Raw genomic sequence first — 25,754 nt, forward strand, 5'->3', positions numbered from 1 at the left:
AGACCGCACGAATTTGCGCGCGGCGACCCCCGTCGCGCGCGAATCAAAAGACAATACCCTCACCGTGACTCCGCCGGTAAGAGTCCAGATCGTGAACGTAAAAGCGGTCCCTAAAAAATGCCGGCTGTGCTGTTCCAGCGCACGTCGGCCTTCGGGATGATTCGGCTGAGATCGCCGCGCCTTAGCGGCCGGTCGAGCCGAAGCCGCCGGCGCCGCGATCGGTGGCCGACAAGGTGGCGACGGGAACCAGCGCGGCCTGCACCACGGGCGCGATCACCAGCTGGGCGATGCGCTCGCCGCGCTTGATCACGAATGGCTCTGTGCCGTGATTGATCAGGATCACCTTGATCTCGCCGCGATAATCCGCGTCGATTGTGCCCGGCGAGTTCAGCACGGTGACGCCGTGCTTGGCGGCAAGCCCCGAGCGCGGCCGCACTTGCGCCTCGTGTCCGGGCGGCAACGCGATCGCAAGCCCGGTCGGCACCAGCGCGTATTGGCTGGGTGCGAGCGTCAGCGGCGCGCCGTCCGCCACCGCCGCCATCAAATCGAGCCCGGCAGCCTCGGCGGTCTGGTAGGCCGGCAGCGGCAGGCCTTCGGCGTGGGCGAGACGTTGCAGTTCGACCATGACGTTCGTGCTCAAGATGCCGGCTCCCGGGATTTGTCGGTCACGCTTTTCGCGATATGCGCGACCAGCTCGATGGCGACCTGTTCCTTGGTCATGACCGGCCAGGAATCAACTGCGATCTCGCCGTCCTTCGCACCGTTCTTGCGGCTGAGCAGGTGGACCGTGTTGCGATCGCCGCCCATTACGCCGGTCGTGGGAGAGACGTCGTTGGCGACGATCCAGTCGCAGCCTTTGCGCGCGAATTTGGCTTTGGCGTTGTCGATGAGGTGCTCGGTCTCGGCGGCAAAGCCGATCACCAGCGGCGGGCGCTGGTCGGTCAGCTTGGAGATCGTGGCGAGGATGTCGGGGTTCTCGACCAGCTGCAGCGGCGGCATGCCGGCGGAAGTCTTTTTCAGCTTCTGCTCGCCCTCGTTGGCGACACGCCAATCGGCGACCGCGGCCGCGAAGATCGCGATGTCGGCCGGCAGCGCGGCCTGCACCTGCTCCAGCATCTGCCGCGCCGATTCGACGTGCTTGACGGTGACGCCGGCGGGATCGTCGAGATCGACCGGGCCGCTCACCAGGATCACCTCGGCGCCGGCCGCCTGCGCGGCCGCGGCAATGGCAAAGCCCTGCTTTCCGGAGGAGCGGTTGGCGATGTAGCGCACCGGATCGATCGGCTCGTGCGTGGGGCCTGCGGTGATCAGCACGCGCTTGCCGGCGAGCGGCTTTGGCACCGGCGGCCGCAGCAGCCGTTCGGCGGCATTGGCGATCTCGATCGCCTCGGACATGCGGCCGACGCCGGCCTCGCCCGCCTCCGCCATCTCGCCGGAATTGGGTCCACACAGCACCACGCCATCGCGCTGAAGCTGCGTGACGTTGCGGCGCGTGGCCGCGTTGCTCCACATCAGCGGATTCATCGCCGGTGCCAGCAGCACCTTGCGGTTGGTCGCGAGCAGGATGGCGCTGGCGAGATCGTGGGCATGGCCATTGGCCATCTTCGCCATCAGGTCGGCGGTGGCCGGCGCCACCACGATTAGGTCGCAGTCGCGCGCGAGACGAATGTGTCCGGCGTCGAACTCGCTCTGCGGGTCGAACAGGTCGGTATAGACGCGCTCATGCGACAGCGCGCTCACTGCCAGCGGCGTGACGAATTGCTGGGCCGCCTTGGTCAGCACGCAGCGCACCTCGATGCGGCGCTCCTTCAGCCGGCGGATCAGGTCCAGTGATTTATAGGCGGCGATGCCGCCGCCGATGATCAGGGTGACGCTGGCTTCGGGAACGGCGCCGGTGCGTTGCGGCGTCGGGGCGGTGGATGCGGCCGGCGGCGCCGAAAAGGGCGTCAGCGGCTCTTCGCGGCCCTCGATCAGCTCCCGCAGGATGACCCGGACTTCTTCCTCGACCGATCTGCGATTCTTGGCGGAGCGCAGCCGCAAATAGGTTTTGACGGTGTCGTCGAGCTTGCGGATGGTCAGGCTTGCCACGGCGCCCTCCAGCACGGAATGATAGCGATGCTATCATTCTAGTGATTGCAGTGCAATCACAGATTCCGGACGGCGATCAGGATGCCGATGAAGGTCGCGGCGATGATCCAGAGCGCTACGGTGCGCCAACGGTTCTTGCGGCCCTCGCTACGTCCCATCGCGGCGATGCTCTCCGGCGACAGCCTGATGCCGTCCCGCGTCATGCTTTCGAGCTGCTCCAGCACCTTCACCGACCGCTCGGCGATCTCCGGCAGGCGCATCAGCACGCGCGCCAGGTCTCCGGTCCCGGCGAGCGCGCCCTGCACCCGGCCGACGGGTCCGAGATTGCGCTCGATCCATTCGCGCACCACGGGGTCGGCGACCTTCCAGATGTCGAGCCTGGGATCGAAGCCGCGCGCCACGCCTTCGACCACGACCATGGTCTTCTGGAGCAGGATCAATTCGGGCCGCGTCCTCATGTCGAACAGGCCGGTAACCTCGAGCAGCAGCGTCAATAGCCGCGCCATCGAAATCTCTTCCGCCGTGCGGTTGTGGATCGGCTCGCCGATGGCGCGGATGGCTTGTGCGAAATTCTCGACTGAGTGATGCGCGGGCACGTAGCCGGCCTCGAAATGCACCTCGGCGACGCGGCGATAATCCCGGGTGATGAAGCCGAGCAGGATTTCGGCGAGGAAGCGCCGCTCCTTCATGCCGAGCCGGCCCATGATGCCGAAATCGACCGCGACCAGACGCCCGGCGTCATCGAGGAACAGATTGCCCGGATGCATGTCGGCGTGGAAGAAACCGTCGCGCAGCGCATGGCGCAGGAAGCTCTGGATCACCTTGCGGCCGAGATCGGGCAGGTCGACGCGCGCCTCTTCCAGCCGCTTGTGATCGTTCAGCGCGATGCCGTCGATCCACTCCATCGTCAACACGTTGTGCGTGGTGCGGTCCCAGTCGACGGTTGGCACGCGGAAGTCGGGATCGTCGCGCGTGTTCTCCGCCATCTCCGACAGCGCGGCCGCCTCCAGCCGCAGGTCCATCTCCATGGCGACCGAGCGCGACATGGTGTTGATGACCTCGATGAGGCGCAGCCGCCGCGCTTCCGCCGAGTAGGTCTCGGCCTTGTGTGCGACGAAGAAGAAGTCGGAGAGATCGCGGCGGAAGCGCGCGGCGACGTTCGGCCGAAGCACCTTGACCGCGACCGACTTGCGGATCCCGTCATGCAGGACTTCGCCGCGATGCACCTGCGCGATCGAGGCCGCCGCAACCGGCGGGCCGAATGTCACGAAGATGTCCTTCAGCGGCCGTTCCAGCGACGTCGCGATGGCGGCCTCGGCTTCGTCCTGTGGAAACGGCGGCAGGCGATCCTGCAGGCTTTCGAGGTCGCGGGCCATGATGACGCCGACGACGTCGGGGCGCGTGGCCAGGAATTGCCCGAGCTTGAGATAGGCCGGGCCCATCCGCGTCAGCGCGCGCGAGATCCGTGGGCCGTGCTTGGCGCCGCGCCGTTCGACGAGGCGGGCCAGCTTCAGCGCGAGTTGTCCCGGCGGCGGCACCAGGCTCGGATCGACCGAACCGAACACGCCCTCGCGGGCAAACACGAACGCGGCGCGGATCAGGCGCGAAATGTGGGTGAAGGCAGAGATCACAAACGCCAGCCCGAATGCAGAGCGACGATGCCGCCGGACAGTGTCTGCCAGCCGACGCGGGCAAAGCCGGCGTCGCGGATCATGTCGGCGAACGCGGCAGGCTTGGGAAACTTGCGGATCGATTCGACGAGATATTGGTAGGATTCGGCATCGCCCGTGACCATGCGGCCGAGCGGCGGGATCACCTTGAACGAAAACAGGTCATAAAGACGATCGAGCCCGGGCATCTCGACGGTGGAGAATTCCAGGCAGAGGAAGCGGCTGCCGGGCTTGAGCACGCGATAGGCCTCGCGCAGCGCCAGGTCGATCCGGGGCACGTTGCGGATGCCGAAAGCGATCGTATAGGCGTCGAAGCTGCGATCGGCGAAGCCAAGCGCTTCGGCATTGCCTTCGACGAAATCCACCCGGGTGTCGAGATGCCGCTTGACGGCGCGCTCGCGGCCGACGGCGAGCATGTCCGCGTTGATGTCGCAGACGGTGGCATGGAAGCCGGGGCCGGCCGCCTTGGCGGCGCGGAACGCGATGTCGCCGGTGCCGCCGGCAACGTCCAGCAATGCGAACGGCCGGTCGCTTCTGGGTGGGTCGAGCGCGGTGATCATGATGTCCTTCCAGACCCGGTGCAGGCCGCCGGACATCAGGTCGTTCATCAGATCATAGCGCGACGCCACGCTGTGAAACACGTCGTTCACCAGCGTCTGCTTGTCCCCGAGCGGGACATCCTTGAAGCCAAAATGCGTGGTTTCGCCCGGCCGATCCATTACTCTACTCCACTGGGCGGACCATAGCGCGCCCGCCGCAATGGCGCTATCACACCGCCCTCATAAGGTGAATGCCTGACCATGCCTGAATTGCCCGAAGTCGAGACCGTCCGCCGCGGCCTTCAGCCCGTCATGGAGGGCGCGAAGATCCTCAAGGCGGAGGCTCGCCGGCCGGACCTGCGCTTTCCGTTCCAGCCGGATTTCGTGGCCCGGCTGCAGGGGCAGGTCGTCACGGGGCTCGGCCGCCGGGCAAAATATCTCATGGCGGACCTTGCCTCGGGCGATGTGCTCCTGATGCATCTGGGCATGTCGGGCTCGTTCCGTGTCATCAAGCCGGACAACGACGCCGTGCCTGGCGAATTTCACTATCCGCGGGGCAAGGACTCCGCGCACGACCACGTGCTGTTTCGGATGTCCTCCGGCGCCGACATCGTGTTCAACGATCCGCGCCGCTTCGGCTACATGAAAGTGATCGCGCGTGGCGCGCTCGAAGACGAGCCGTTGCTGCGTGGGCTCGGTCCCGAGCCGCTCGGCAACGAATTTGATGCCGCGATGCTGGCGCGCGCCTGCGCCGGCAAGACCACCAGCCTGAAGGCGGCGCTGCTCGACCAGCGCGTGGTGGCCGGGCTCGGCAACATCTATGTCTGCGAGGCACTGCATCGCTCGCATCTGTCGCCGCGCCGGATCGCCGCGACGCTGGCGACCAAGGGCCGCAAGGGCGTCGGCGGAGGCGAGCCGACCGATCATGCGAAGCGACTGGTCGGCGCGATCCACACCGTGCTGAACGACGCCATCAAGGCCGGCGGATCGTCACTGCGCGATCATCGCCAGACCTCCGGCGAGCTCGGCTATTTCCAGCATTCGTTCAAAGTCTATGACCGCGAAGGCGAGAAATGCACGACGCCGCGTTGCGGTGGGACGGTGAAACGATTCACCCAGAACGGGCGTTCGACGTTCTGGTGTCCGAAATGTCAGAAGTGATGTAGCGCCGTAGCCCGGATGGAGCGCAGCGTAATCCGGGGTTTTCGCGCAACGGGATGCAGACGTCCCGGATTGCGCTGCGCTTCATCCGGGCTACGAAGACATCTTGCCCGGAACGCGAAGCGAAGCAATCCGGCCGGGCTGGTGACCGGATTGCTTCGTCGCTGAGGCCCTTCCGGATGGTGAAGGGCCGGCTGCCGTCCGAGCGATGCCCCGCTCAGGACGCCAGTGTCGTGGTCTCGTCCGCCGCAAGATCGGCGGCGACATGCAGTATGTCGTCCGCGGCCGACATCACCTGGTCGATCAAAACGTTGGTCGTGGCTTCGAGCTCGAGCCGGGCCGCGATCCAGCGCCACAGGCCGCGGATTTCGTCCGCCGACTTGCCGCTCGGCGCGAACTCGCTCACGGCAAGGCCGCTGGCGAGCGCGTCCTGGTGGTCGTTGCGCATCGCGATCAGGGGGCGCGCGAGCACCTCAGCCAGATCGAGCGAAGCTTCCTCGGCGAGCGCGCCCGCGGCGTTGTCGATGCGCTGGCCGCGGATCGGCGTCTGGTTCAGCACGAAGCTGTAGGGCCGCTTCCAGGCACGCGCGACGCTGAGCGTTGAGGCCGTCGCCTCGATGTCGGCGACGCTCGGGCGGGCCGGGATCAGGCAGAGATTGGAATGGCGGATCGCAGCGGTGGTGGCGGCGCTGAGGCCGGCGGCGGTGTCGACGATCGCGAGCTGCAGGCCGCTGTCAGCCAGCATCTTCAGGCGTGGCTCGATGTCGGCGGCATGGTAGATCGGCTCGACGACGAGATCATCGGCGCTGCGGCGGCGTTGCCAGTTGGACAGAGTGCCCTGCGGGTCGGTCTCGATCAGGCGGACGGTGAAGCCGGCCTGCTTGGCTGCGAGCGCGAGGCCGATGGCAAGCGTGCTCTTGCCGCTGCCACCCTTTTGGGTGGCCAGTACGATCGTGTGCATGTGAGATCAATCCTTTGGAGTGCTTGGGTCAGGAATACGCCACGCGAACGTGCATCGATCTCGATGCTGAGCTCTTCTCGCTCAGGACGTGCCGGCCCGATCCAAAAGGGGATCGCGGAGGTCCGAATCAGCAGTAACGATGATGGCGAAATAGGGAATGTCAGCGAATCCGTACCATTACTGGAGCAGTAATCGTACGTAAGGTGGTGGGTCATGCCCCGGACCAAGCGCAGCGCGAGAGCGATGCGCTGCAGAGCCGGGGCCCAGAAGCCACTTGCACGGTGTTTGCGGACGCATGGTCCCGGCTGAGCGGAGCGGCATTTCATGCCGCACCGCGTCCGGGACAAGAGAGACGTCGGCAGCGCGTTCTACTTCCGCACGCAGATTACGCGCACGACGGCGGCTTTCGCCTCTGTCGACGAGCCATTCGCAGTGACGCCGTTCACCCTCAGGAAATCCCGTACCCTCTCGGCGGACACCATCACCGCCTGCGAGGCCGCCACCGATGTCGCAGGTCCCGCCACCAGGGCCGGCTTCAGCAGCGCGATGCCGGCGAACTTGCCGTCGCCATCGATCGCCGGAGCACCGGAGAATCCGACCGCCGGCGCTGGCGACAGCGTGGAATTGCTGCTCGAGACCGGCGCCAGCGCGCCCTTGACGACCGACACGCCGGCCGCGCCGCCCTGACTCTGGGGATCGGCGATGCCGACGACATCGACATTCGTCTTCGCTGCCGCGCCGGCAGCCAGGCTAAGCGGCTTCAGGCCGCGTGCGCCGTAGATGCGCAGCAGCGCGAGATCGTGCTCCTTGTCCTCGGCGAGTCGGTCGGCATTGCCATGACCGGCGATCGTGATCGCAAGGCAGCCGTCGGTGACGAGGCGGTCGGTGACGATGGCACCGTCGTCGCTGACGACGATGCCGGTGCCGTATTCGACCGTCTTGCGCGGCGGCGGCCCGGCCTGCGGTCCCGACGGGAACGCATTGAACGCACTCGACATCGCGATCACGACCGGCTCCACAATGTTCTCGGTGGCCTGGTCGTAGAGGATCGTCATCGTGCGGACCTCGTCGCCCTTGAAGGTGCCGCGGACGTAAAACTTCTTCAGGCCCTGCAAGCCCGACAGCACGAAGAAGTCGGGCTTCACCACGGTGTAATCGACCTTGCGCCCGGACGGTTCCTTCTCGAGCTCCGCGAGCTTTGCCGAGGTCGGGTTCGCCTCCTTGCGGCGGCTGAGAACCACCTGCACCGTTCCGGTCGGCGAGGTCCATTTCGAGCCGTTGGCATCGCTGGCCTGCTGTGGCACCAGCTTGGAGGGGATGCCGAGCCGGGCGCCGCTGGTCGGCTCCGTCACGATCTTCCAGCCGACGCTGTCCTGCTTCTTTCGTGCCGTCTCGGCGAGCGCGGCGCGCTCCTGCGGATTGAGCACGCCGGTCGGCTTGCCGCCCTTGACCTTCTGGTATTCCTTGATTGCGTTCACCATGCGCTCACTGACGTCGCCGGTGATGGCGCCGTTGTACTGGCCGACCCAGGCGAGGTCGGATTGCAGCGCCAGCCGCTCGGCTTTTGCCATGGCATCCGCCGTCGCCGACGGCGTCTGCATCGCCGGAGGCTGGATCGGCACGGTCTGAACCGTCTTCGGCTTGGTGCCGGGGATCTGCGGCGCCGTCATCTGGGCGTTCGCAGCCGTGGCGGCCGCAAACACGAGGGTTGCCGCAAGCATCGATCTCATGACAAATCCAGCCAGCCCATTGAACGCAATGCCATTGAAGCACATCTCGTTGGTCGCGAACAATGTTGGGCTGGTTCAGGTGCCATAGAGGCCACGAGCTCAGACCTCATTCTGAGGAGCAGCCGAAGGCGAGATCCCCGGCCTGCATGGTTCGAGACGCGCGTCAGCGCTCCTCGCCAGGAGCGGATGGAGCGATGGCTCGGTAGGAGAGACGAAAGACGATGCTGAGCCCGGACGAACTCGAACGTTATGCCCGCCACATCGTGCTGCGCGATGTCGGCGGCCCGGGCCAGGCCGCGCTGAAGCGGTCCTCCGTGCTGGTGATCGGCGCCGGCGGCCTCGGCGCGCCGGCCCTGATGTATCTGGCCGCTGCCGGCGTGGGCACGCTCGGCGTGGTCGACGACGACGTGGTGTCGCTGTCGAACCTGCAGCGCCAGGTGATTCACACCACGCCCGATATCGGCCAGCACAAGGTCGAGAGCGCCGCCGAGCGGATCGCGGCGCTCAATCCCCATGTTCGCTTCGTCGGCCACCCCACCTGGCTGAACGCCGACAATGCGCTCAGCCTGATCGGCGACTACGATCTCGTGCTCGACGGTTCCGACAATTTCGCGACGCGCTACCTCGTCTCCGACGCCTGCTTCTTCGCCAGGCGGCCGCTGATCACTGCGGCGCTCGGCACCTTCGACGGCTCGCTCACCACCATTCGCGCGCATGAGCGCAATGGGCAGGGTGAATTCAACCCGACCTATCGCTGCCTGTTTCCGGAGCCGCCGCCGCCCGGCACCGTTCCGGCCTGCGCCGAAGCCGGCGTCATGGGCGCGCTGGCGGGCGTGCTCGGCTCGATGATGGCGCTGGAGGCGATCCGCGAGATCGTCGGCTTCGGCGACGGCCTCGTCGGCCGCCTCCTCATGATCGATGCGCGCGCGATGCGCTTCGAGACGCTGCGCTATGCGCGCGATCCGGCCAATCCGCTCAACGGCGACGGGCCCGTGGTCGCCGATCTCGGCGCCCATCGCAGCTGATTGTCGCACGCACCGGACGGCGCGATCACAGCATGCTCGGCAGCACGCGATCCGGCGGCTTGTGGGCGTCGAGGAAGGTGCGGATGTTGATGATCACCTTCTCGCCCATCTCGACGCGACCTTCGATCGTGGCCGAGCCCATATGCGGCAGCAGCGTCACCTTGCCGGCCTTGGCGAGCCGCACCAGCTTCGGGTTGACCGCGGGCTCGTGCTCGTAGACGTCGAGGCCGGCGCCGGCGATCTCGCCGCCTTCGATCAGCTTGATCAGCGTGTCCTCGTCGGTGACCTCGCCGCGCGCGGTGTTGACGATATAGGCGTCCTTCCGGATCAGCTTCAGCCGCCGCGCCGAGAGCAGATGATAGGTCGCCGGCGTGTGCGGGCAGTTCACCGAGATGATGTCCATCCGCGCCAGCATCTGATCGAGGCTTTCCCAATAGGTCGCGCCAAGCTCCTCGGCGATGACGGGCGCGACGGGACGGCGGTTGTGATAGTGGATCTGCAGGCCGAAGGCGCGGGCGCGGCGCGCCACCGCCTGGCCGATGCGGCCCATGCCGATGATGCCGAGGCGTTTTCCCCCGATGCGGTGGCCGAGCATCCAGGTCGGCGACCAGCCCGCCCAGGGTTTGCCTTCGGTCAGGATCGAGGCGCCTTCGATCATCCGCCTCGGCACGGCGAGGATCAGCGCCATGGTCATGTCGGCGGTGTCTTCGGTCAGGACCTTCGGCGTGTTGGTGACGGTGATGCCGCGGGCGTGCGCGGCCGCGACGTCGATATTGTCGACGCCGTTGCCGAAATTGGCGATCAGCCGCAGCTTGCAGTCGGGCTGGTTGACGATGTCGGCGCTGACATGATCGGTGACCGTGGGAACCAGCACGTCGGCGGTGCGCGCGGCTTCGGCAAGCTGCTCGGTGGACATCGGTGTGTCCTCGAGATTGATCCGCGCGTCGAACAATTCGCGCATCCGCGTCTCGATCGAATCCGGCAGCTTGCGCGTCACCACGACGAGGGGCTTCTTCTTCACCGACATGTCCTGCTCTCATGAGGCGTCGCAGGCCGCCTCTGTCGCCAAAGGCAGGCCGTTGAGGTCTCATTAACCCGGTTGTTCGACACTGCCCTTGCCGTGTCCGTCCCCGGCGTTTCCTTCAAGCTCTCCCGAGATTTCCGGCCGGAAAATCGGGGCAAACTGGTTGTTCAAGTGCCCGTCCTCTCTAGCAGAAGGCCGGGCCAAGACAAGAACCACGGGCCAGGCCTGGGGAACACCGGCGTGGGGCGGGTCGGGATCGACGCGGCAGGATTTGGAATTTCGGGGTGAGGGTCCGGCAAGGCCGGGTCTTCGACAGGAGACGGGTTGATGGCGTTGGGGCGTTTTTGTTCGGTGATGGCGCTTGTCTGCGCCTGGTGGAGCGCCTCGGTCGGTCCCTCGCATTCGGCCAAGGATACCCCGCAGACCTCCAGCGGCCTGCCGGTGCCGCGTTACGTCAGCCTCAAGTCGGATCACGTCAATGTTCGCGCCGGCCCGACCAAGGACAATGACGTGGCCTGGGTCTATACCCGCGCCGGCCTGCCGGTCGAAATTACCGCCGAGTTCGAGAATTGGCGCCGAGTGCGCGATTCCGAGGGCGCCGAAGGGTGGGTCTACCACTCGCTGCTCTCGGGCCGCCGTACCGCGGTGGTCACCATGAAGCACAAGGATGAGCTCGCCCCGATCTACGATCGGGCCGATCCCGACAGTGCGGTTGCTGCAAGGCTCCAGGCGGGCGTCGTCACGCAGGTGAAGAAGTGCGCCGCAAACTGGTGCCGCGTCACCGGCAACGGTTTCGACGGCTGGATCCAGCAAGAGCGCCTCTGGGGCGTGTATTCGGACGAGCAGGTCAACTGACGCCACATAGCGAGGTGTTGCTCCAACGTCCTGCCCGGGCTTGTCCCGGGCATCCACGCCCTTCACGCCTGGTCCAAAAACGTGGATGGCCGGGACGAGCCCGGCCATGACGATCTCAGTTCGGTCTTAGGACGAGTTCAGCGCTTCTTGCGCAGGCGCACGACCATGTCGATGCGGGCGATCTCGTAACCCTCCGGCACCTCCGGCATCTTGGACAGCGCCAGATGCGGGTCCTCGATGTCGACCAGCTCGTGGCTGTTCTCGAGGTAGTAGTGGTGGTGGGTGGTGACGTTGGTGTCGAAATAGGTCTTGGTGCCGTCGACGCTGACCTGGCGGAGCAGGCCGGCATCGGTGAGCTGGTTCAGCGTGTTGTAGACGGTTGCCAGCGACACCGGAACCTTGGCCAGCGTCGCCTCCTCGTAGAGCATTTCGGCCGTCAGATGGCGTGCACCCTTGCCGAACAGCAACCAGCCCAGCGCCATGCGCTGGCGCGTCGGACGGAGCCCCGCGGACTGGAGCATTTCATTGACGTCGTGCCAGGGGCAGCCGGTCAAAGCCGGCTGACGCCCGGACAAGAGGGCCGCGGCGTGGACGTCGTCGTCGTGATGGGACGCGGTGTTCTCGGTCATTTCCAGATTTCAGGCACGCGTGAACGATATCTCTCTGCAATATAAGAACAGAAAGATGCAGATGCAAGTTTCTCGCAACTAGAGAGGTTCTAATCAGACTTGAAAGGCCTAATGAGTCTTCAAGGTCCAATCGGTCTTGGAACCGGGCCGGGATCGCGTCATTTTACCTTCATGGACGCACTTTGCCACCCGATTGGCCTGTGTTAGAGAGCGCGCGGTTCCGCTTAGCCGATCTTGGCGCAGCCGGGCATGGGGGCTCGGCCGGCAATCCATTCGGGGCATGCGGGAGCCGCGCCTGACGGTGGCAATTGGCGTTGCTCTCCGACCGACGGGGCCCATTTCGCCAAAAACGCCGCTCAATCGGAATTCAAACAGAGGCTCGTGCATGCTGAACAGGCGCAACGGTTACGAATACGAAGATCTGCTGGCCTGTGCCCGCGGCGAGATGTTCGGCCCGGGCAATGCCCAGCTGCCGTTACCTCCGATGCTGATGTTCGACCGCATCACCGAGATCAACGAAGATGGCGGCGATTTCGGCAAGGGGCTGGTGCGCGCCGAGCTGGATGTGAAGCCCGACCTCTGGTTCTTCGGCTGTCACTTCAAGAACGATCCGGTGATGCCCGGCTGCCTCGGCCTCGACGCGCTGTGGCAAATGGTCGGCTTCTATCTGGGCTGGATCGGAGGCGAGGGTCGCGGTCGCGCGCTTGGCCTCAACGAGCTGAAGTTCAGCGGCCAGGTGCTGCCCGAGGCGCGCAAGGTCGTGTATCAGGTCGATATCAAGCGCGTGATGCGCGCAAAGCTGGTGCTCGGTATCGCCGACGGGTGGCTTTCGGTCGATGATCAGATTATTTATCGCGCCAAGGACCTGAAGGTCGGCCTGTTCAAGCAGGGCACGAGCTTGGGCTAACGCGCATCATCACGAAGACAACGAGAAGACAACGAGCAGGGCGAGGCTGTCATGAGGCGGGTTGTGGTCACCGGGATGGGCATCGTCTCGTCGATCGGAAACAACACCCAGGAAGTGCTTGCGAGCCTTCACGAGGCGAAGTCGGGCATTTCTCGGGCTGAGAAATATGCCGAGCTCGGCTTCCGTTCGCAGGTGCAGGGCGCACCGACGCTCGATCCTGCGACGGTGGTCGACCGCCGCGCCATGCGCTTCCTCGGTCAGGGCGCGGCGTGGAATCACATCGCGATGGAGCAGGCGATCCAGGATTCCGGTCTGTCGCCAGACGAAGTCTCCAACATCCGCACCGGCATCATCATGGGCTCCGGCGGCCCGTCCGCCCGCACCATCGTCGAGGCCGCCGACATCACCCGCACCAAGGGACCGAAGCGCGTCGGGCCGTTTGCAGTGCCGAAGGCGATGTCGTCCACGGCGTCCGCGACGCTTGCGACCTGGTTCAAGATCAAGGGCGTGAACTACTCGATCTCCTCGGCCTGCGCGACGTCGAATCATTGCGTCGGCAATGCCTATGAGACGATCCAGATCGGCAAGCAGGACGTCATCTTCGCCGGCGGCTGCGAGGAGCTGGACTGGTCGCTGTCGGTGCTGTTCGACGCCATGGGCGCGATGTCGTCGAAGTACAACGACACGCCCGCCACGGCCTCGCGTCCCTACGACGTCAACCGCGACGGCTTCGTCATCGCCGGCGGTGCCGGCGTGCTGGTGCTGGAAGAGCTCGAGCATGCCAAGGCGCGCGGCGCCCGCATCTACGGCGAAATCGTCGGCTACGGCGCGACCTCGGACGGTTACGACATGGTCGCGCCGTCGGGCGAAGGCGCCGAGCGCTGCATGCGCATGGCGATGTCGACGGTGAAGACCAAGGTCGATTACATCAATCCCCATGCGACCTCGACGCCGGCCGGCGATCCTCCGGAGATCGACGCGCTTCGCCGGGTGTTCGGCAGCGGCGAGAAGTGCCCGCCGATCTCGGCGACCAAGGCGCTGACCGGCCACTCGCTGGGCGCCACCGGCGTGCAGGAGGCGATCTACTCGCTGCTGATGATGAACAACGGCTTCATCTGCGAGAGCGCCCACATCCAGGAGCTCGATCCCGTGTTTGCCGACATGCCGATCGTGCGCAAGCGCATCGACAACGTCAAGATCGGCACCGTGCTGTCGAACTCCTTCGGCTTCGGCGGCACCAACGCCACGCTGGTGTTCAGCCGGATGGATGTGTGACGACGTCGTCGACGCGTTCGTGATTTCTCGTCATGGCCGGGCAAGAGCGCGAAGCGCGTCTTCGCGCTAGATGTTCCGGCCATCCACGTCTTACGTTCCGGCTGCAAAGGGCGTGGATGCCCGGGACAAGCCCGGGCATGACGAAGAGCGGAGAGTAATTTCGCAATGGAAGGTCTGATGAAAGGCAAGCGCGGTCTGATCATGGGCATCGCCAATGATCATTCGATCGCCTGGGGCATGGCGAAGACGCTGCATGCCCACGGCGCCGAGCTCGCCTTCACCTTCCAGGGCGAAGCCCTGGGCAAGCGCGTCAAGCCGCTGGCCGAGCAGCTCGGTGTCGATCTGGTGCTGCCTTGCGACGTCGAGGACATCGCCAGCGTCGATGCCACCTTCGCCGCGCTGCGCGACAAATGGGGCAAGCTCGATTTCGTCATTCACGCGATCGGCTTCGCCGACAAGAACGAATTGAAGGGCCGCTACGCCGACACCAGCCGCGAGAACTTTTCGCGCACGATGGTGATCTCCTGCTTCTCGTTCACGGAGGTCGCAAAGCGCGCCGCCGAGCTGATGACCGAGGGTGGCAGCATGATCACGCTGACCTTCGGCGCCTCCGAGCGCGCGATGCCGAACTACAACGTGATGGGCGTCGCCAAGGCGGCGCTGGAAGCTTCGGTGCGCTATCTCGCCTCGGATTTCGGACCGCGCGGCATCCGCGTCAACGCGATCTCCGCAGGTCCGATCCGCACGCTCGCGGGCTCGGGCATCGGCGAGGCACGCGCCATGTTTGCCTTCATGCAGAAGCATTCGCCGCTCCGCCGCGGCGTCACGCTCGACGAGCTCGGCGGCTCGGCGCTGTACCTGCTGTCCGATCTGTCCGGCGGCGTCACCGGCGAGATCCACTATGTCGATTCCGGCTACAACATCGTGCTGATGCCGCGGCCCGACGATCTGAAGTCCTCGGAGTAGCTTCGTAGCACAGGCTCTACGGGTCTCCTCCCGCCCCACGATCATGGGGCTGACTCGATCACCAAATTATGCATGCTGCCGCGGTGGCGCCGCAGGGTCGTATCTCCTGCGGTCCGGGAGGAGGGATCGTGCCAAGGCTGCATGCGACGAGGCTGCATGCGATAGGTCGCGCGAGCGCGCTGGCGTCCGTTGCGGGCGCGATGCTGCTCTGCGGCGGTTCGCGGGCCCTGGCACAATCGGCGATCTGGGACACCACCCTCTCCAACACCAATTGGTACGTGCCGACGGCGCAGCTGCTGGCCTATGCGTCGCCGAAAGCCGGCTTCTCCAATCCGATTCCGATCGGCGACCAGACCCTGTGGTCGCTCGCGACCGCGACCAACGGCTCGTTCACGGGAACAAGCGTGGCGCAGCTCAAGATAGGGCCCGCGCTTCTCACCGATAACTCGACCATCCAGGGATTTGTCACGACGGCGGGCCAGATCACGATGCAGTTCACACCGACGTCCGGCGGCGCGGTGACCGTTGGTCTCGGTCACATGAGAACCATTGGCGGCGTGACCTCGATGGAGATGCAGATGATCACGGGCGACAGCGTGCTCGTGACTCATTGGGCCTACATGTTGCCCTACGATCCCGCGACTTTCACGCCGCCGGCCTCGCAGCCCGTTCCCGCCAACTCCGTCCCGCAATGGGCGTGGATGCCAGGCACGCCGTGGCGGATCACCAGCAATTCGTTGTTCGGCACCTCCGCGCCCGGCCGCTTCGTCATCACGAATTACCAGAACGGATATTTCTGGGGCGGGGGCGTCGCGCCCGCAGGCAGCTCCGCCGCCAACTTCACGCTGCTGGGATCTGTGACTCCGGAGGGCAATGTCCTGTTCAACACGCTCTCGCGCGGCACGCTCGCCAGCCTCTATGGCACCGCGAGCGGCGACGCCTCGGGCGCACAGATGCTCGTCAGCACCTACGATCTCTCGGGCAACCCGACCGGCGGCGTCGCCTATATCTCCCTGGTGCGCCCCTATGCCGAGACGCTTCAGGCGCAGAACAGCCGCGCGGGCTTGGGCGCGGCCGACATGCTCTATCGCCTGTCGGCGACATCGCTCGGCTGGACCGGGAGCATGGCAACCGGCTTCGCCGCGCTCGACAATCTCAGCGGAACCGGTCTCGTCGATGCGGTTAACCAGACTTTGCCCGTCCTCACCGGCGCCGCATCGCAGGCCACCTATGCCACGCAGCGAATGTTTCAGCAGGCGATGACGGGGCGGCTGGACGACGTGCTCGGGCTGAACACAGGCGCCACGCCAGAGCGGAATTTCTGGCTGAAGCCGCTCGGCGGCAGCATCCGGCAGGGCGGCGTCGACGGCGTCCCCGGCTACAACGCGTCGGGCGGCGGCATTGCCGTCGGCGCGGACGGGGCGATCTCCCCGCGCGCGATGCTCGGCGGCGTGTTCGCCTATTCGCATCAAGCCGTCACCGGCAGCGAGGCTGCCGTCCCGAACCGGCTCGCCATCGATTCCTATCAGGTGGGTCTTTACGGGGCTTATGCGCTCGGCCACGGCCTTCAGGTCGACGGCCAGATCGACGGCGCGCAGAACGACAATGGCGAGAGCCGTTCGCTCACCTTTATCAACGGCATGGCCGGCGCCGGCTATCACTCCTACAGCGGCCACGCGGGCGCCGGCATCCGCAAACTGATTCCGGTCGAGCCGGGGCTTGCCATCGCGCCGTCGCTGCGGCTGGACTATGGCGAGGTCCGCTCATCCGCGTATCAGGAGGGCGGCGCCGGCGGCTTCGGCCTCAACGTGGAGTCGCAAACCTATCGCGAACTGACGCTGACGGCGGGGCTGAAGAGCGCGTACCAGATCACGAAGCAGCTCCATCTCACGGGCGATGTCGGGGTCGGCTACAACACGTTGAACCAGGGACTGCAGATCAAATCGGCGTTCGCCGGCGGCGGCGACAGTTTCGTCACCAACGGCCTTGCGTTGTCACCCTGGATCTATTCGACCGCGCTGGGTCTCGTCGCGGCCGACGGCAAGGGATTTGACCTCGGCATCCGCTATGGCCTTGCGGCGACATCCTCCGGACTGCTTCAGCAGTCCGGGCTCGCCGTCCTCAAGATCAAATTGTAAGCGCGCCGTCTCACCCTGCCGCGATCTTCTCCGCGCGCTGGAACGCCGGCCGCGCGGCGCAGCGCGTCAGATAGGCATCGAAGGCGGGGCGCGTCGGCACCATCTTGAACAGGCGCACCGCGAAGTTCAGACCCGAGCCGACCACGATGTCGGCCGCGGAAAAGTCCTCGCCGAGAATCCACGGTCCCTTGGCGAGCGCAGCTTCCAGCACGTCGAACACCTGCGTGGCGCTGCCCCAGGCCGCGGTCGAGGTCGGAATCTCGATCTTGGTGAAGATCTGGATGATGGCGGGCTCGATGCAGCCCGGCGAGAAAAACAGCCATTGGAGATAGCGCGCGCGGCGTGGATCGGTCACTCCTGGCGCGAGCTTGGTCTCTGGATAGCGGTCGGCGATGTAGGCGCAGATCGCCGCGGCTTCGCCGAGCGCCGCATCGCCGTCGGTCAGCGCCGGCACCTTGCCCATCGGATTGATCTTCAAATAATCCGGCGTCTTCTGGGCACCGGTCGAAATGTCGGTCAGCACCCGCTCGTAAGGCAGACCGCTCTCCTCCATCAGCCAGAGCGTCGTGAACGAGCGCGAGCGGGGCGACCAATAGAGCTTGATCATGGCGTGAAACCTTTCATCGGCAGAAGGCAGCGCGCAATTCATGCCGCGTTTGCCGCGCATTCGCAACGCACTACGCCTAGATTGAAGCCAACCAGCGCAAACGACATGTGGGTCAATGTTGTCTGGTGTCGCTTTGGCGTGCGGCTGGCCGAAGTCCAAGCAAGAGCGGCAGCGTCTTATCGAGGATTTCCGCCAACATGGCGCGTACGTCGTCGCGCAGTTCGGGACTCGCGGCGGCATCTTCAGGGCGCGTTGGAAACGACTCTGCGGGCAACTCGCGATAAGGGCCGCCGACGAGCTTGCCCAAAAACCTCTGCATCGCCAGCGAATGATCCAGGTTGATCAGCGCAGAGCTCTGTCTGACGATGGCAAAGTCGCGCCCGTCAAAGATACGGATAAATGCCAGGGCGTGGAGAAAGATGCGACGCCCGAGCACCACATCCTGGTTGAGGATGCCGAAGGCGGCAAAAGCGCTTACTCTTCCTTTAGATAGCCGGGGAGGTTCCGGTCGAGCCGCTCTACGACGAGCGCACGCGTTCTCTCGCGCAACGCCGCGTTGGTCGAAGCTGTCTCGGGCGGATCTGGGAATAGCGAATTGTCGAGCTTCGTGATCGGGTCTTCAAACAGACGCATGCTTGTGGCGAGGTTCGCGCCGATATCCGTAAGGGGGCGCTTGATCTGTTCGTAGCTGCGGCCGTCAATCAGCGTGATCGCAATATTGGCGAAAAGGTGTGAGTGCCGAATTAAGCTGCCGAGCCCCTGGTTGTAGGTGCCGATGCCGTTCAGCGTCATGTTCGAGTTCGGCAGCTTCGTCTTGAAAGTGGTTGCGACGAGATAGCGATCGCAATTCGCATTCGCGGTGAACCCCTTCACGATCACCGGCAGCGTCTCTTTGGGGTCCGGGATGAAGATCGCCTTCGCATGATAGAAGGGATCGAAGGCGCCCTTGGGATAAGCGATCCTGCGTATCGAAGAATCGTTCTTCGCTGCCGCGCGCACGCGCGCGAAAACGAGATCATCGAGGCCCCAGTCGATCGGGATCTCTTTTGCTTCCGCCTCGAAGATTGTCACGCCGAATTTCTGTACGGAGTAATGCTCGCCGATTGCCGAGATTACGCCGAGACGGCACGGACCGCTGTTCATCTGCTCGGCCGGTTTGACTGCCGCAGCTTTCGGCTTCGTCGCCGCTTTCTTGACGGTCGGCTTTGAGGGAGGCGTCGGTGGCGCGGTGGTTGCAGGAGGAGTTTGAGCTGCTGCCAGAGTTAGAGAAGACAGCAGAACGATCGCGGAAGCAGCAAATCGACTCATGGATTCCAGGGTATCAGCAGCGGGAGAATATCGGTCACCCTAGATTAGGATGGCGACAACCGCAAGCTGCATGAGGAGATCACTGCTTATCCGGTCGACTGCCGCTTCCACCGGTAGCACTTCATCACGAACCCGTTTGACGGCTCGATCTCTTCCTTCTCGAACACGAAACCTTCGCGCTCGTACCAGCGCCAGGCTTTTTCGTTCTCGCGGACGCAACGCAGATACATCTCATCCGGCATTTGCGTGCGGGTGAAGGCGAGCAATTGCCGGCCGAGCGATTGGCCCTAATAGGCGGGCGCGACGAAGAGCATGTCGAGATAGCGCCTCGGCACATGCAGCGCCAGCATGGCGGCGATGGTGCCGCGATCGTCGGCGACGAACAGGCTCCAGCCGTCCTCGATCTCGCGCCGGATGCGCGCGCGCAGGTTCGCCAGCAGGAAGTCGCTGGCCTCGCCGAGCCCGGTCGAGACCCAGCTCTCCATCCAGACGCGGCCGACCTCGTCATATTCGTCTGCGCCGGCGGGACGGATGACCGGAGGCGGCATCGGACGCTAGGCTCTCTGGCTGCGCACGGATTGCCGCGCTCGCACCTTGCCGGCCGACAGGCACACCACTTCGGAGATTTGCAGCAGCTGCCGGGCCAGCGGGCTGGTCTTGCGCCAGACCATGCCGATGGTGCGGGACGGCTGCGGATCGCGGAAGCGCGCGAGCGAGACCGAGGCCGATCGCGTCTCCACCGGCACTGCCATCTCCGGGATCAGCGTCACGCCGATGCCGGCGCTGACCATCTGCACCAGCGTCGACAGCGAGTTGGCATCGAGCATCTCGCGCGGCGGCGCCGACTGCATGTTGCAGAACGACAGCGCCTGATCGCGGAAGCAGTGACCCTCTTCGAGCAATAGCAGCCGCATCTCGCGCATCATCTCGCGCGAGGGGGCCGGCGTCCCCTCATCGGAGCCCGGCCGGACCAGCAGGAATTTTTCCTCGAACAGGGCGACCTCGGTGAGCGAGGTCTCCGACACCGGCAACGCGACGATGGCGGTGTCGAGCCGCCCCTCCACCAGCTCCTGGATCAGCCGCGGCGTCATGGTCTCGCGCACGCGGATATCGAGCTCCGGATGCAGGCGCGTGAGATTCTTGGTAATCGTGGGCAGCAGGTAAGGCGCGATGGTCGGGATCATGCCGATGCGCAAGCGGCCGGCAAACCGGTCCTGCGAGGCGCGGGCGAAGTCGCCGAGCTCATCGACCGAACGCAGAATGTCACGGACGCGCTGGGAAAGCTCCTCGCCGAACCGGGTCAGCGCCACCTGGCGCGCGCTGCGCTCCAGCAGCAGCCCGCCCAGCGCCTCCTCCAACTCCTTGATCTGCATCGACAAGGCCGGCTGCGAGATGGAGCAGGCCTCGGCCGCGCGGCCGAAATGGCCATGACGCGCCAGCGCATCGAAATACCGGAGCTGGCGGAGCGTCACGTTCAGCATCAGCAAATCTTATTGCAGCGATCATTAAAGTCAACTTCCCCTGATCGAACGCGGCGCTTAGAGTGGTTCTACCTGGTCAAAGGCGCGAGTTCGACGCCACCAGAGGAGGTATTCATGGACGACACTTCGAAGTGCCCGTTTTCGGGCGGAAAACCCACGCGCGTGAACCGCGACTGGTGGCCGACGCAGCTCAATATCGAGGTGCTGCACAAGAATTCCGACAAGTCCGATCCGATGGGGAAGGACTTCGACTACGCCAAGGAGTTCAAGTCGCTCGATCTCAACGCGGTGATCAAGGACCTGACCGCGCTGATGACGGATTCGCAGGAATGGTGGCCGGCCGATTTCGGTCATTACGGCGGCCTCATGATCCGCATGGCCTGGCACAGCGCGGGCACCTATCGCATCACCGACGGCCGTGGTGGCGCCGGCGCCGGTCAGCAGCGTTTTGCACCGCTCAACAGCTGGCCCGACAACGCCAATCTCGACAAGGCGCGCCGCCTGCTGTGGCCGATCAAGCAGAAATACGGCCGCAAGCTGTCCTGGGCCGACCTGATGGTGCTCGCCGGCAACGTCGCGCTGGAATCGATGGGCTTCAAGACCTTCGGTTTCGCCGGCGGCCGCGCCGACGTCTGGGAGCCGGAAGAGCTGTATTGGGGTCCCGAGGGCACCTGGCTCGGCGATGAGCGCTACAGCGGTGAACGCCAGCTCGCCGAGCCGCTCGGCGCGGTGCAGATGGGTCTCATCTACGTCAATCCGGAAGGCCCCAACGGCAAGCCGGATCCGGTCGCCGCGGCCAAGGACATCCGCGAGACCTTCGCCCGCATGGCGATGAACGACGAGGAGACCGTGGCGCTGATCGCCGGCGGCCACAGCTTCGGCAAGACCCACGGCGCGGGCGATCCCTCGCTGGTCGGACCGGAGCCGGAAGCGGGCGCGCTGGAGGATCAGGGCCTCGGCTGGAAGAGCAAGCACGCGTCGGGTCACTCCGGCGATGCCATCACCAGCGGCCTCGAGGTGACATGGACGACGACGCCGACGAGGTGGAGCAACAATTTCTTCGAGAACCTGTTCAATTTCGAGTGGGAGCTGACCAAGAGCCCGGCTGGCGCGCAGCAATGGACCGCCAAGAACGCCGAGGCGATCATTCCGGACGCGTTCGATCCGTCGAAGAAGCATCGGCCGACGATGCTGACGACCGACCTCTCGCTGCGTTTCGACCCGATCTATGAGAAGATCTCGCGGCGCTTCCTAGAGCACCCGGACCAGTTCGCGGACGCCTTTGCCCGCGCCTGGTTCAAGCTCACCCATCGCGACATGGGTCCGATCCAGCGCTATCTCGGCCCGCTGGTGCCGAAGGAGACGCTGATCTGGCAGGATCCGATTCCGGCCGTGAACCACGAGCTCGTCAGCGAGCAGGACATCGCTGCGCTGAAGAGCAAGATCCTGGCGTCGGGCCTGTCGGTGTCGGAGCTGGTCTCGACCGCCTGGGCGTCGGCCTCGACGTTCCGCGGCTCGGACAAGCGCGGCGGCGCCAACGGCGCGCGCATTCGCCTGGCTCCGCAGAAGGACTGGGAGGTGAACGAGCCGGCGCAGCTGTCGAAGGTGCTCGGCAAGCTCGAGGCGATCCAGAAGGACTTCAACGCCTCGTCGGGCGCGAAGAAGGTTTCGCTGGCGGATCTCATCGTCCTCGGCGGCACCGCCGCGGTCGAGAAGGCGGCGAAGGATGCCGGCGTGGACGTCAAGGTCGGCTTCACGCCGGGCCGCATGGATGCTTCGCAGGAGCAGACCGATGCGGAATCTTTTGCACCGCTCGAGCCGCGCGCCGATGGCTTCCGCAACTATATCGGCAAGCGGCATCAGTTCATGCAGCAGGAGGAGGCGCTGGTCGATCGTGCGCAGCTCCTGAGGCTGACCGGTCCGGAGATGACCGTGCTGCTCGGCGGCCTGCGCGTGCTCGGCGCCAATGCGAACGGTTCGAAGCATGGCGTCTTCACGTCGAAGGTGGGTACGCTCAGCAACGACTTCTTCGTCAACCTGCTCGACATGAGTGCGCAGTGGACGCCGGGCGCCGACGGCAGCTACGAGGCCCGCGACCGCAAGACCAATGCGGTGAAGTGGACGGGAACGCGCGTCGATCTGATCTTCGGCGCGCACTCGCAGCTCCGCGCCTTCGCCGAGGTCTATGCCACCTCGGACGCCAAGGAGAAGTTCGTGACTGACTTCGCCAAGGCCTGGACCAAGGTGATGAACCTCGATCGCTACGACATCGTGGCGTGAGGCCGGTTCACCTCTCCCGCTTGCGGGAGAGGTCGGATCGCGCAGCGATCCGGGTGAGGGCTCTCACCTCATTGGGAATCTCTCTGAGGAAGCAGCCCTCTCCCCGACCCTCTCCCGCAAGCGGGAGAGGGAGCGCGGATCGCCCGGAGCGAACACAAACAAAAAGGGCGGCCTCTCGGCCGCCCTTCGTGTTTCTAGCGATGGTGCGGGAGCTTACTCGCCGGCGGCTTCGCGCGGGGCCTTCTCGCCCTCGCCGCCCTTGCCTTCGAGATCTTCGCCGGTAACCTGATCGACCACCTTCATCGACAGGCGGGTCTTGCCGCGGTCGTCGAAGCCGAGCAGCTTGACCTTGACCTTGTCGCCTTCCTTGACGACGTCGGAGGTCTTCTGCACGCGGTTGGCCGCGAGCTGGCTGATGTGAACGAGGCCGTCCTTGGAGCCGAAGAAGTTCACGAAGGCGCCGAACTCCATCACCTTGACCACGGTGCCGTCGTAGATCTGACCGACTTCCGGATCAGATGCGATCGACTTGATCCACTTGATCGCGGCCTTCATCGCCTCGCCATCGCTGGAGGCGACCTTCACGGTGCCGTCGTCCTCGATGTTGACCTTGGCGCCGGTCTTCTCGACGATCTCGCGGATCACCTTGCCGCCGGTGCCGATCACTTCGCGGATCTTGTCGGTGGCGATCTTGAAGGTCTCGATGCGCGGCGCGTATTCGCCGAGCTCGGCGCGCGCATTGGTGAGCGCCTTCGCCATCTCGCCGAGGATGTGGATCCGACCTTCCTTGGCCTGGCCGAGCGCCACCTTCATGATCTCTTCGGTGATGCCCTCGATCTTGATGTCCATCTGGAGCGAGGTGATGCCCGCTTCGGTGCCGGCCACCTTGAAGTCCATGTCGCCGAGATGGTCTTCGTCACCGAGGATGTCCGAGAGAACCGCGAAGCGCTTGTCTTCGAGGATCAGGCCCATCGCGATGCCCGCGGTCGGCCGCTTCAACGGCACGCCGGCGTCCATCAGCGCGAGCGAGGCGCCGCAGACCGAAGCCATCGACGAGGAGCCGTTGGATTCGGTGATCTCCGAGACCACGCGGATCGTGTAGGGGAACTCGTGATGCGGCGGCAGCACCGGGTGGATCGCGCGCCACGCCAGCTTGCCGTGGCCGATCTCACGGCGCTTGGTGCCGCCGAGGCGGCCGGTCTCGCCGACCGAGTAGGGAGGGAAGTTGTAGTGCAGCAGGAATGTTTCCTTGTACGTTCCCGACAGCGCGTCGATGTACTGCTCGTCCTCGCCGGTGCCGAGCGTGGTGACGACCAGGCCCTGGGTCTCGCCGCGGGTGAACAGCGCCGAGCCGTGGGCGCGGGGCAGCACGCCGACTTCGGCGACGATGTTGCGCACGGTCTTGCTGTCGCGGCCGTCGATGCGCTTGCCGGTGTCGAGGATGTTCCAGCGAACGATCTTGGCCTCGAGCTCCTTGAACACGGCGCCGATGCGCAGCTTGTCGTATTTCGGCTCCTGCCCTTCGGGGAAGTAGTGGGCGATCACCTTTTCCTTGACCTTGCCGACCGCGGCGTAGCGATCCTGCTTGATCGGAATGGCGTAGGCGGCGCGCAGCTCCTGCTCGACGAGGCCGAGCATTTCCTTCTCGAGCGCGGCATTGTCGATGACGGTGACTTCGCGCGGCTCCTTGGCGGCCTTCTCGGCCAGCTCGATGATGGCGTTGATCACCGGCTGGAAGTGGCGGTGACCGAACATCACTGCGCCGAGCATGATGTCTTCGTTCAGCTCCTTGGCCTCCGATTCCACCATCAGGACGGCGTCGGCGGTGCCGGCGACGACGAGGTCGAGCTGGGTGTCGACCATCTCGTCGAGCGTCGGGTTGAGCACATACTCGTCATTGACGAAGCCGACGCGGGCGGCGCCGATCGGGCCCTTGAACGGCGCGCCGGACAAGGTCAGCGCAGCGGACGAAGCCACCAGCGCGACGATATCGGGGTCGTTCTCCATGTCGTGCGACAGCACGGTGGCGATCACCTGGGTCTCGTTGCGCCAGCCGTCGACGAACAGCGGGCGGATCGGACGGTCGATCAGGCGGGAGACCAGCGTCTCCTTCTCGGTCGGACGGCCCTCGCGCTTGAAATAGCCGCCGGGAATGCGGCCCGCGGCGTAGGTCTTCTCCTGGTAGTCGACGGTCAGGGGCAGGAAGTCGACGCCTTCGCGCGGCGCCTTCGCCGCGACGACGGTGGCAAGCACCACGGTCTCGCCATAGGTGGCGACGACGGCGCCGTCGGCTTGGCGGGCGATCTTGCCGGTTTCAAGCTTGAGAGGGCGTCCGCCCCAGTCGATCTCGACTGAATGCTTATTGAACATAGAGGTCTTCTTTCATGGGTTCTCGAAAGAGGGGACGGCTCTCGAAAAACAAAAACCATGCGCAAGATTGCGGGACGCTGATCGGAGCGGATGATCAGCGTCCTGCGATCCTGCCATGGTTTTTGGATGTCGGATGGCGTCCATCCTTTCGGGTCATACGGGCGCCTTGCCCGTTGTGCCCAGCCGCCGGATTGCTGCTGGACTTTCAGTCGGCACGAACGCGAACACCGAACCTTCGGTCTTCGCCCTTCATGCCCCGGATGCCGGCCGTCACTCGAGCATGATCCGGAAAAGCGTGAAGCGGTCTTCCGTAAAGATCATGCTCAAACGACCAACCAAAGTGCGATTCTTATCGCGCTTTGGGCCCGCATTCGACGCGCGCGCAGCCTCGATCAAAAAAAGCTTAAAATAAGCGCCTTCGTTCGAAACCGCGTGCGAAAACGCGCGCCAAGGGCGCGCGCAGGAACTCTTAACGACGAATATTGTGCTTCTCGAGCAGCGCCTTGTACCGCGCCTCGTCCTTCTTCTTGAGATAGTCGAGGAGCGAGCGGCGGGTCGAGACCAGCTTCAAGAGGCCGCGACGCGAATGGTTGTCCTTCACGTGGGTCTTGAAATGGCTGGTGAGGTTGTTGATGCGTTCCGACAGGATCGCGACCTGAACCTCGGGCGAGCCGGTGTCGCCGGCTTTGGTGGCATTCGTCTTGATGACTTCCGCTTTGCGTTCTGCGGCAATCGACATC

The 25,754-nt window shown here is 65.0% G+C and carries 22 protein-coding genes and 1 pseudogene; 8 read left to right on the top strand and 15 right to left on the bottom strand.

From position 1 onward, the window contains the following. Positions 1-181: 181 nt before the first annotated feature. Genes dut through ubiE form a run of 4 tightly spaced genes read right to left on the bottom strand, consistent with a single transcriptional unit; the run spans position 182 to position 4,477 of the window. Positions 182-640 (bottom strand): dUTP diphosphatase, encoded by a 459-nt coding sequence (dut, locus tag K410_RS0103880; protein WP_028133621.1) that lies wholly within the window; start codon positions 638-640, stop codon positions 182-184. Next, positions 637-2,088 (bottom strand): bifunctional phosphopantothenoylcysteine decarboxylase/phosphopantothenate--cysteine ligase CoaBC, encoded by a 1,452-nt coding sequence (coaBC, locus tag K410_RS0103885; protein ID WP_028133622.1) that lies wholly within the window; start codon positions 2,086-2,088, stop codon positions 637-639. Before coaBC ends, dut begins: the two co-directional genes overlap by 4 nt. 56 nt (positions 2,089-2,144) lie before the next feature. Further along, positions 2,145-3,719, bottom strand: a complete 1,575-nt coding sequence (gene ubiB, locus K410_RS0103890; RefSeq protein WP_028133623.1) for a 2-polyprenylphenol 6-hydroxylase — start codon at positions 3,717-3,719, stop codon at positions 2,145-2,147. Further along, positions 3,716-4,477, bottom strand: coding sequence for a bifunctional demethylmenaquinone methyltransferase/2-methoxy-6-polyprenyl-1,4-benzoquinol methylase UbiE (gene ubiE / locus K410_RS0103895; RefSeq protein ID WP_028133624.1), 762 nt, complete (start codon positions 4,475-4,477; stop codon positions 3,716-3,718). Before ubiE ends, ubiB begins: the two co-directional genes overlap by 4 nt. Before the next feature lie 81 nt (positions 4,478-4,558). Between ubiE and mutM the strand changes: the two genes are divergently transcribed. Then, the gene (mutM, locus tag K410_RS0103900) at positions 4,559-5,458 is read left to right on the top strand and encodes a bifunctional DNA-formamidopyrimidine glycosylase/DNA-(apurinic or apyrimidinic site) lyase (protein ID WP_028133625.1); all 900 of its coding nucleotides are present in this window, start codon (positions 4,559-4,561) and stop codon (positions 5,456-5,458) included. Positions 5,459-5,675: 217 nt separating this feature from the next. Here mutM and K410_RS0103905 read toward each other — a convergent pair whose 3' ends face one another. Next, on the bottom strand, positions 5,676-6,419 hold the full coding sequence (locus tag K410_RS0103905; RefSeq protein ID WP_028133626.1) for a ParA family protein: 744 nt from the start codon (positions 6,417-6,419) through the stop codon (positions 5,676-5,678). 368 nt (positions 6,420-6,787) lie between these two features. Continuing rightward, entirely contained in the window at positions 6,788-8,149 is a 1,362-nt protein-coding gene (locus K410_RS0103910; protein WP_028133627.1) for a serine protease, read from the bottom strand. A gap of 221 nt (positions 8,150-8,370) precedes the next feature. Here K410_RS0103910 and K410_RS0103915 point away from each other — a divergent pair, with 221 nt between their 5' ends. Beyond that, positions 8,371-9,174 (top strand): HesA/MoeB/ThiF family protein, encoded by an 804-nt coding sequence (locus tag K410_RS0103915; RefSeq protein WP_028133628.1) that lies wholly within the window; start codon positions 8,371-8,373, stop codon positions 9,172-9,174. Between the two features lie 25 nt (positions 9,175-9,199). Here the strand turns inward: K410_RS0103915 and K410_RS0103920 are convergent, their stop codons facing one another. Beyond that, a complete protein-coding gene (locus K410_RS0103920; RefSeq protein ID WP_028133629.1) occupies positions 9,200-10,201 on the bottom strand; it encodes a 2-hydroxyacid dehydrogenase in 1,002 nt (333 codons plus the stop codon). Positions 10,202-10,525: 324 nt separating this feature from the next. On the opposite strand from K410_RS0103920, the gene K410_RS0103925 reads away from it, so the two are divergent. Continuing rightward, a complete protein-coding gene (locus K410_RS0103925) occupies positions 10,526-11,053 on the top strand; it encodes an SH3 domain-containing protein (RefSeq protein ID WP_028133630.1) in 528 nt (175 codons plus the stop codon). A gap of 137 nt (positions 11,054-11,190) precedes the next feature. On the opposite strand, the gene irrA is transcribed toward K410_RS0103925, so the two are convergent. Next, the gene (gene irrA / locus K410_RS0103930; protein WP_028133631.1) at positions 11,191-11,682 is read right to left on the bottom strand and encodes an iron response transcriptional regulator IrrA; all 492 of its coding nucleotides are present in this window, start codon (positions 11,680-11,682) and stop codon (positions 11,191-11,193) included. Positions 11,683-12,067: 385 nt separating this feature from the next. Between irrA and fabA the strand changes: the two genes are divergently transcribed. From fabA to K410_RS0103950, 4 genes are all read left to right on the top strand, one after another. Then, on the top strand, positions 12,068-12,589 hold the full coding sequence (gene fabA / locus K410_RS0103935) for a bifunctional 3-hydroxydecanoyl-ACP dehydratase/trans-2-decenoyl-ACP isomerase (protein ID WP_028133632.1): 522 nt from the start codon (positions 12,068-12,070) through the stop codon (positions 12,587-12,589). 51 nt (positions 12,590-12,640) lie between these two features. Further along, the gene (gene fabB / locus K410_RS0103940; protein ID WP_028133633.1) at positions 12,641-13,864 is read left to right on the top strand and encodes a beta-ketoacyl-ACP synthase I; all 1,224 of its coding nucleotides are present in this window, start codon (positions 12,641-12,643) and stop codon (positions 13,862-13,864) included. Positions 13,865-14,029: 165 nt separating this feature from the next. After that, positions 14,030-14,830 carry an enoyl-ACP reductase FabI gene (gene fabI, locus K410_RS0103945; protein WP_028133634.1) on the top strand — a complete coding sequence of 267 codons (801 nt, stop codon included), beginning with the start codon at positions 14,030-14,032 and terminating at the stop codon, positions 14,828-14,830. A gap of 128 nt (positions 14,831-14,958) precedes the next feature. Beyond that, complete coding sequence (locus tag K410_RS0103950) at positions 14,959-16,968, top strand: autotransporter family protein (RefSeq protein WP_433994194.1); 2,010 nt, start codon at positions 14,959-14,961, stop codon at positions 16,966-16,968. 10 nt (positions 16,969-16,978) lie between these two features. On the opposite strand, the gene K410_RS0103955 is transcribed toward K410_RS0103950, so the two are convergent. The 5 genes and pseudogenes from K410_RS0103955 to K410_RS0103975 all read right to left on the bottom strand — a co-directional run bounded on the left by K410_RS0103955 (position 16,979) and on the right by K410_RS0103975 (position 20,364). After that, positions 16,979-17,575, bottom strand: coding sequence for a glutathione S-transferase family protein (locus tag K410_RS0103955; protein ID WP_028133636.1), 597 nt, complete (start codon positions 17,573-17,575; stop codon positions 16,979-16,981). Between the two features lie 112 nt (positions 17,576-17,687). Next, entirely contained in the window at positions 17,688-18,011 is a 324-nt protein-coding gene (locus tag K410_RS36465; protein WP_245269322.1) for a hypothetical protein, read from the bottom strand. 38 nt (positions 18,012-18,049) lie between these two features. Continuing rightward, positions 18,050-18,883, bottom strand: a complete 834-nt coding sequence (locus K410_RS0103965; protein ID WP_028133637.1) for a hypothetical protein — start codon at positions 18,881-18,883, stop codon at positions 18,050-18,052. An 86-nt stretch (positions 18,884-18,969) separates the two neighbouring features. Continuing rightward, positions 18,970-19,431, bottom strand: a pseudogene (locus tag K410_RS0103970) (GNAT family N-acetyltransferase). A gap of 6 nt (positions 19,432-19,437) precedes the next feature. Next, positions 19,438-20,364 carry a hydrogen peroxide-inducible genes activator gene (locus K410_RS0103975; protein ID WP_028133638.1) on the bottom strand — a complete coding sequence of 309 codons (927 nt, stop codon included), beginning with the start codon at positions 20,362-20,364 and terminating at the stop codon, positions 19,438-19,440. A gap of 114 nt (positions 20,365-20,478) precedes the next feature. On the opposite strand from K410_RS0103975, the gene katG reads away from it, so the two are divergent. Further along, positions 20,479-22,644, top strand: a complete 2,166-nt coding sequence (katG, locus tag K410_RS0103980; protein ID WP_028133639.1) for a catalase/peroxidase HPI — start codon at positions 20,479-20,481, stop codon at positions 22,642-22,644. A gap of 213 nt (positions 22,645-22,857) precedes the next feature. Here the strand turns inward: katG and pnp are convergent, their stop codons facing one another. Both pnp and rpsO read right to left on the bottom strand, forming a co-directional pair. Further along, positions 22,858-25,014, bottom strand: a complete 2,157-nt coding sequence (gene pnp / locus K410_RS0103985; RefSeq protein WP_028133640.1) for a polyribonucleotide nucleotidyltransferase — start codon at positions 25,012-25,014, stop codon at positions 22,858-22,860. Between the two features lie 469 nt (positions 25,015-25,483). Next, the gene (gene rpsO / locus K410_RS0103995; protein WP_028133641.1) at positions 25,484-25,753 is read right to left on the bottom strand and encodes a 30S ribosomal protein S15; all 270 of its coding nucleotides are present in this window, start codon (positions 25,751-25,753) and stop codon (positions 25,484-25,486) included. Position 25,754: the final 1 nt, after the last annotated feature.

The sequence above is a fragment of the Bradyrhizobium sp. 22 genome (assembly GCF_000482425.1).
Lineage (GTDB): Bacteria > Pseudomonadota > Alphaproteobacteria > Rhizobiales > Xanthobacteraceae > Bradyrhizobium > Bradyrhizobium japonicum_B.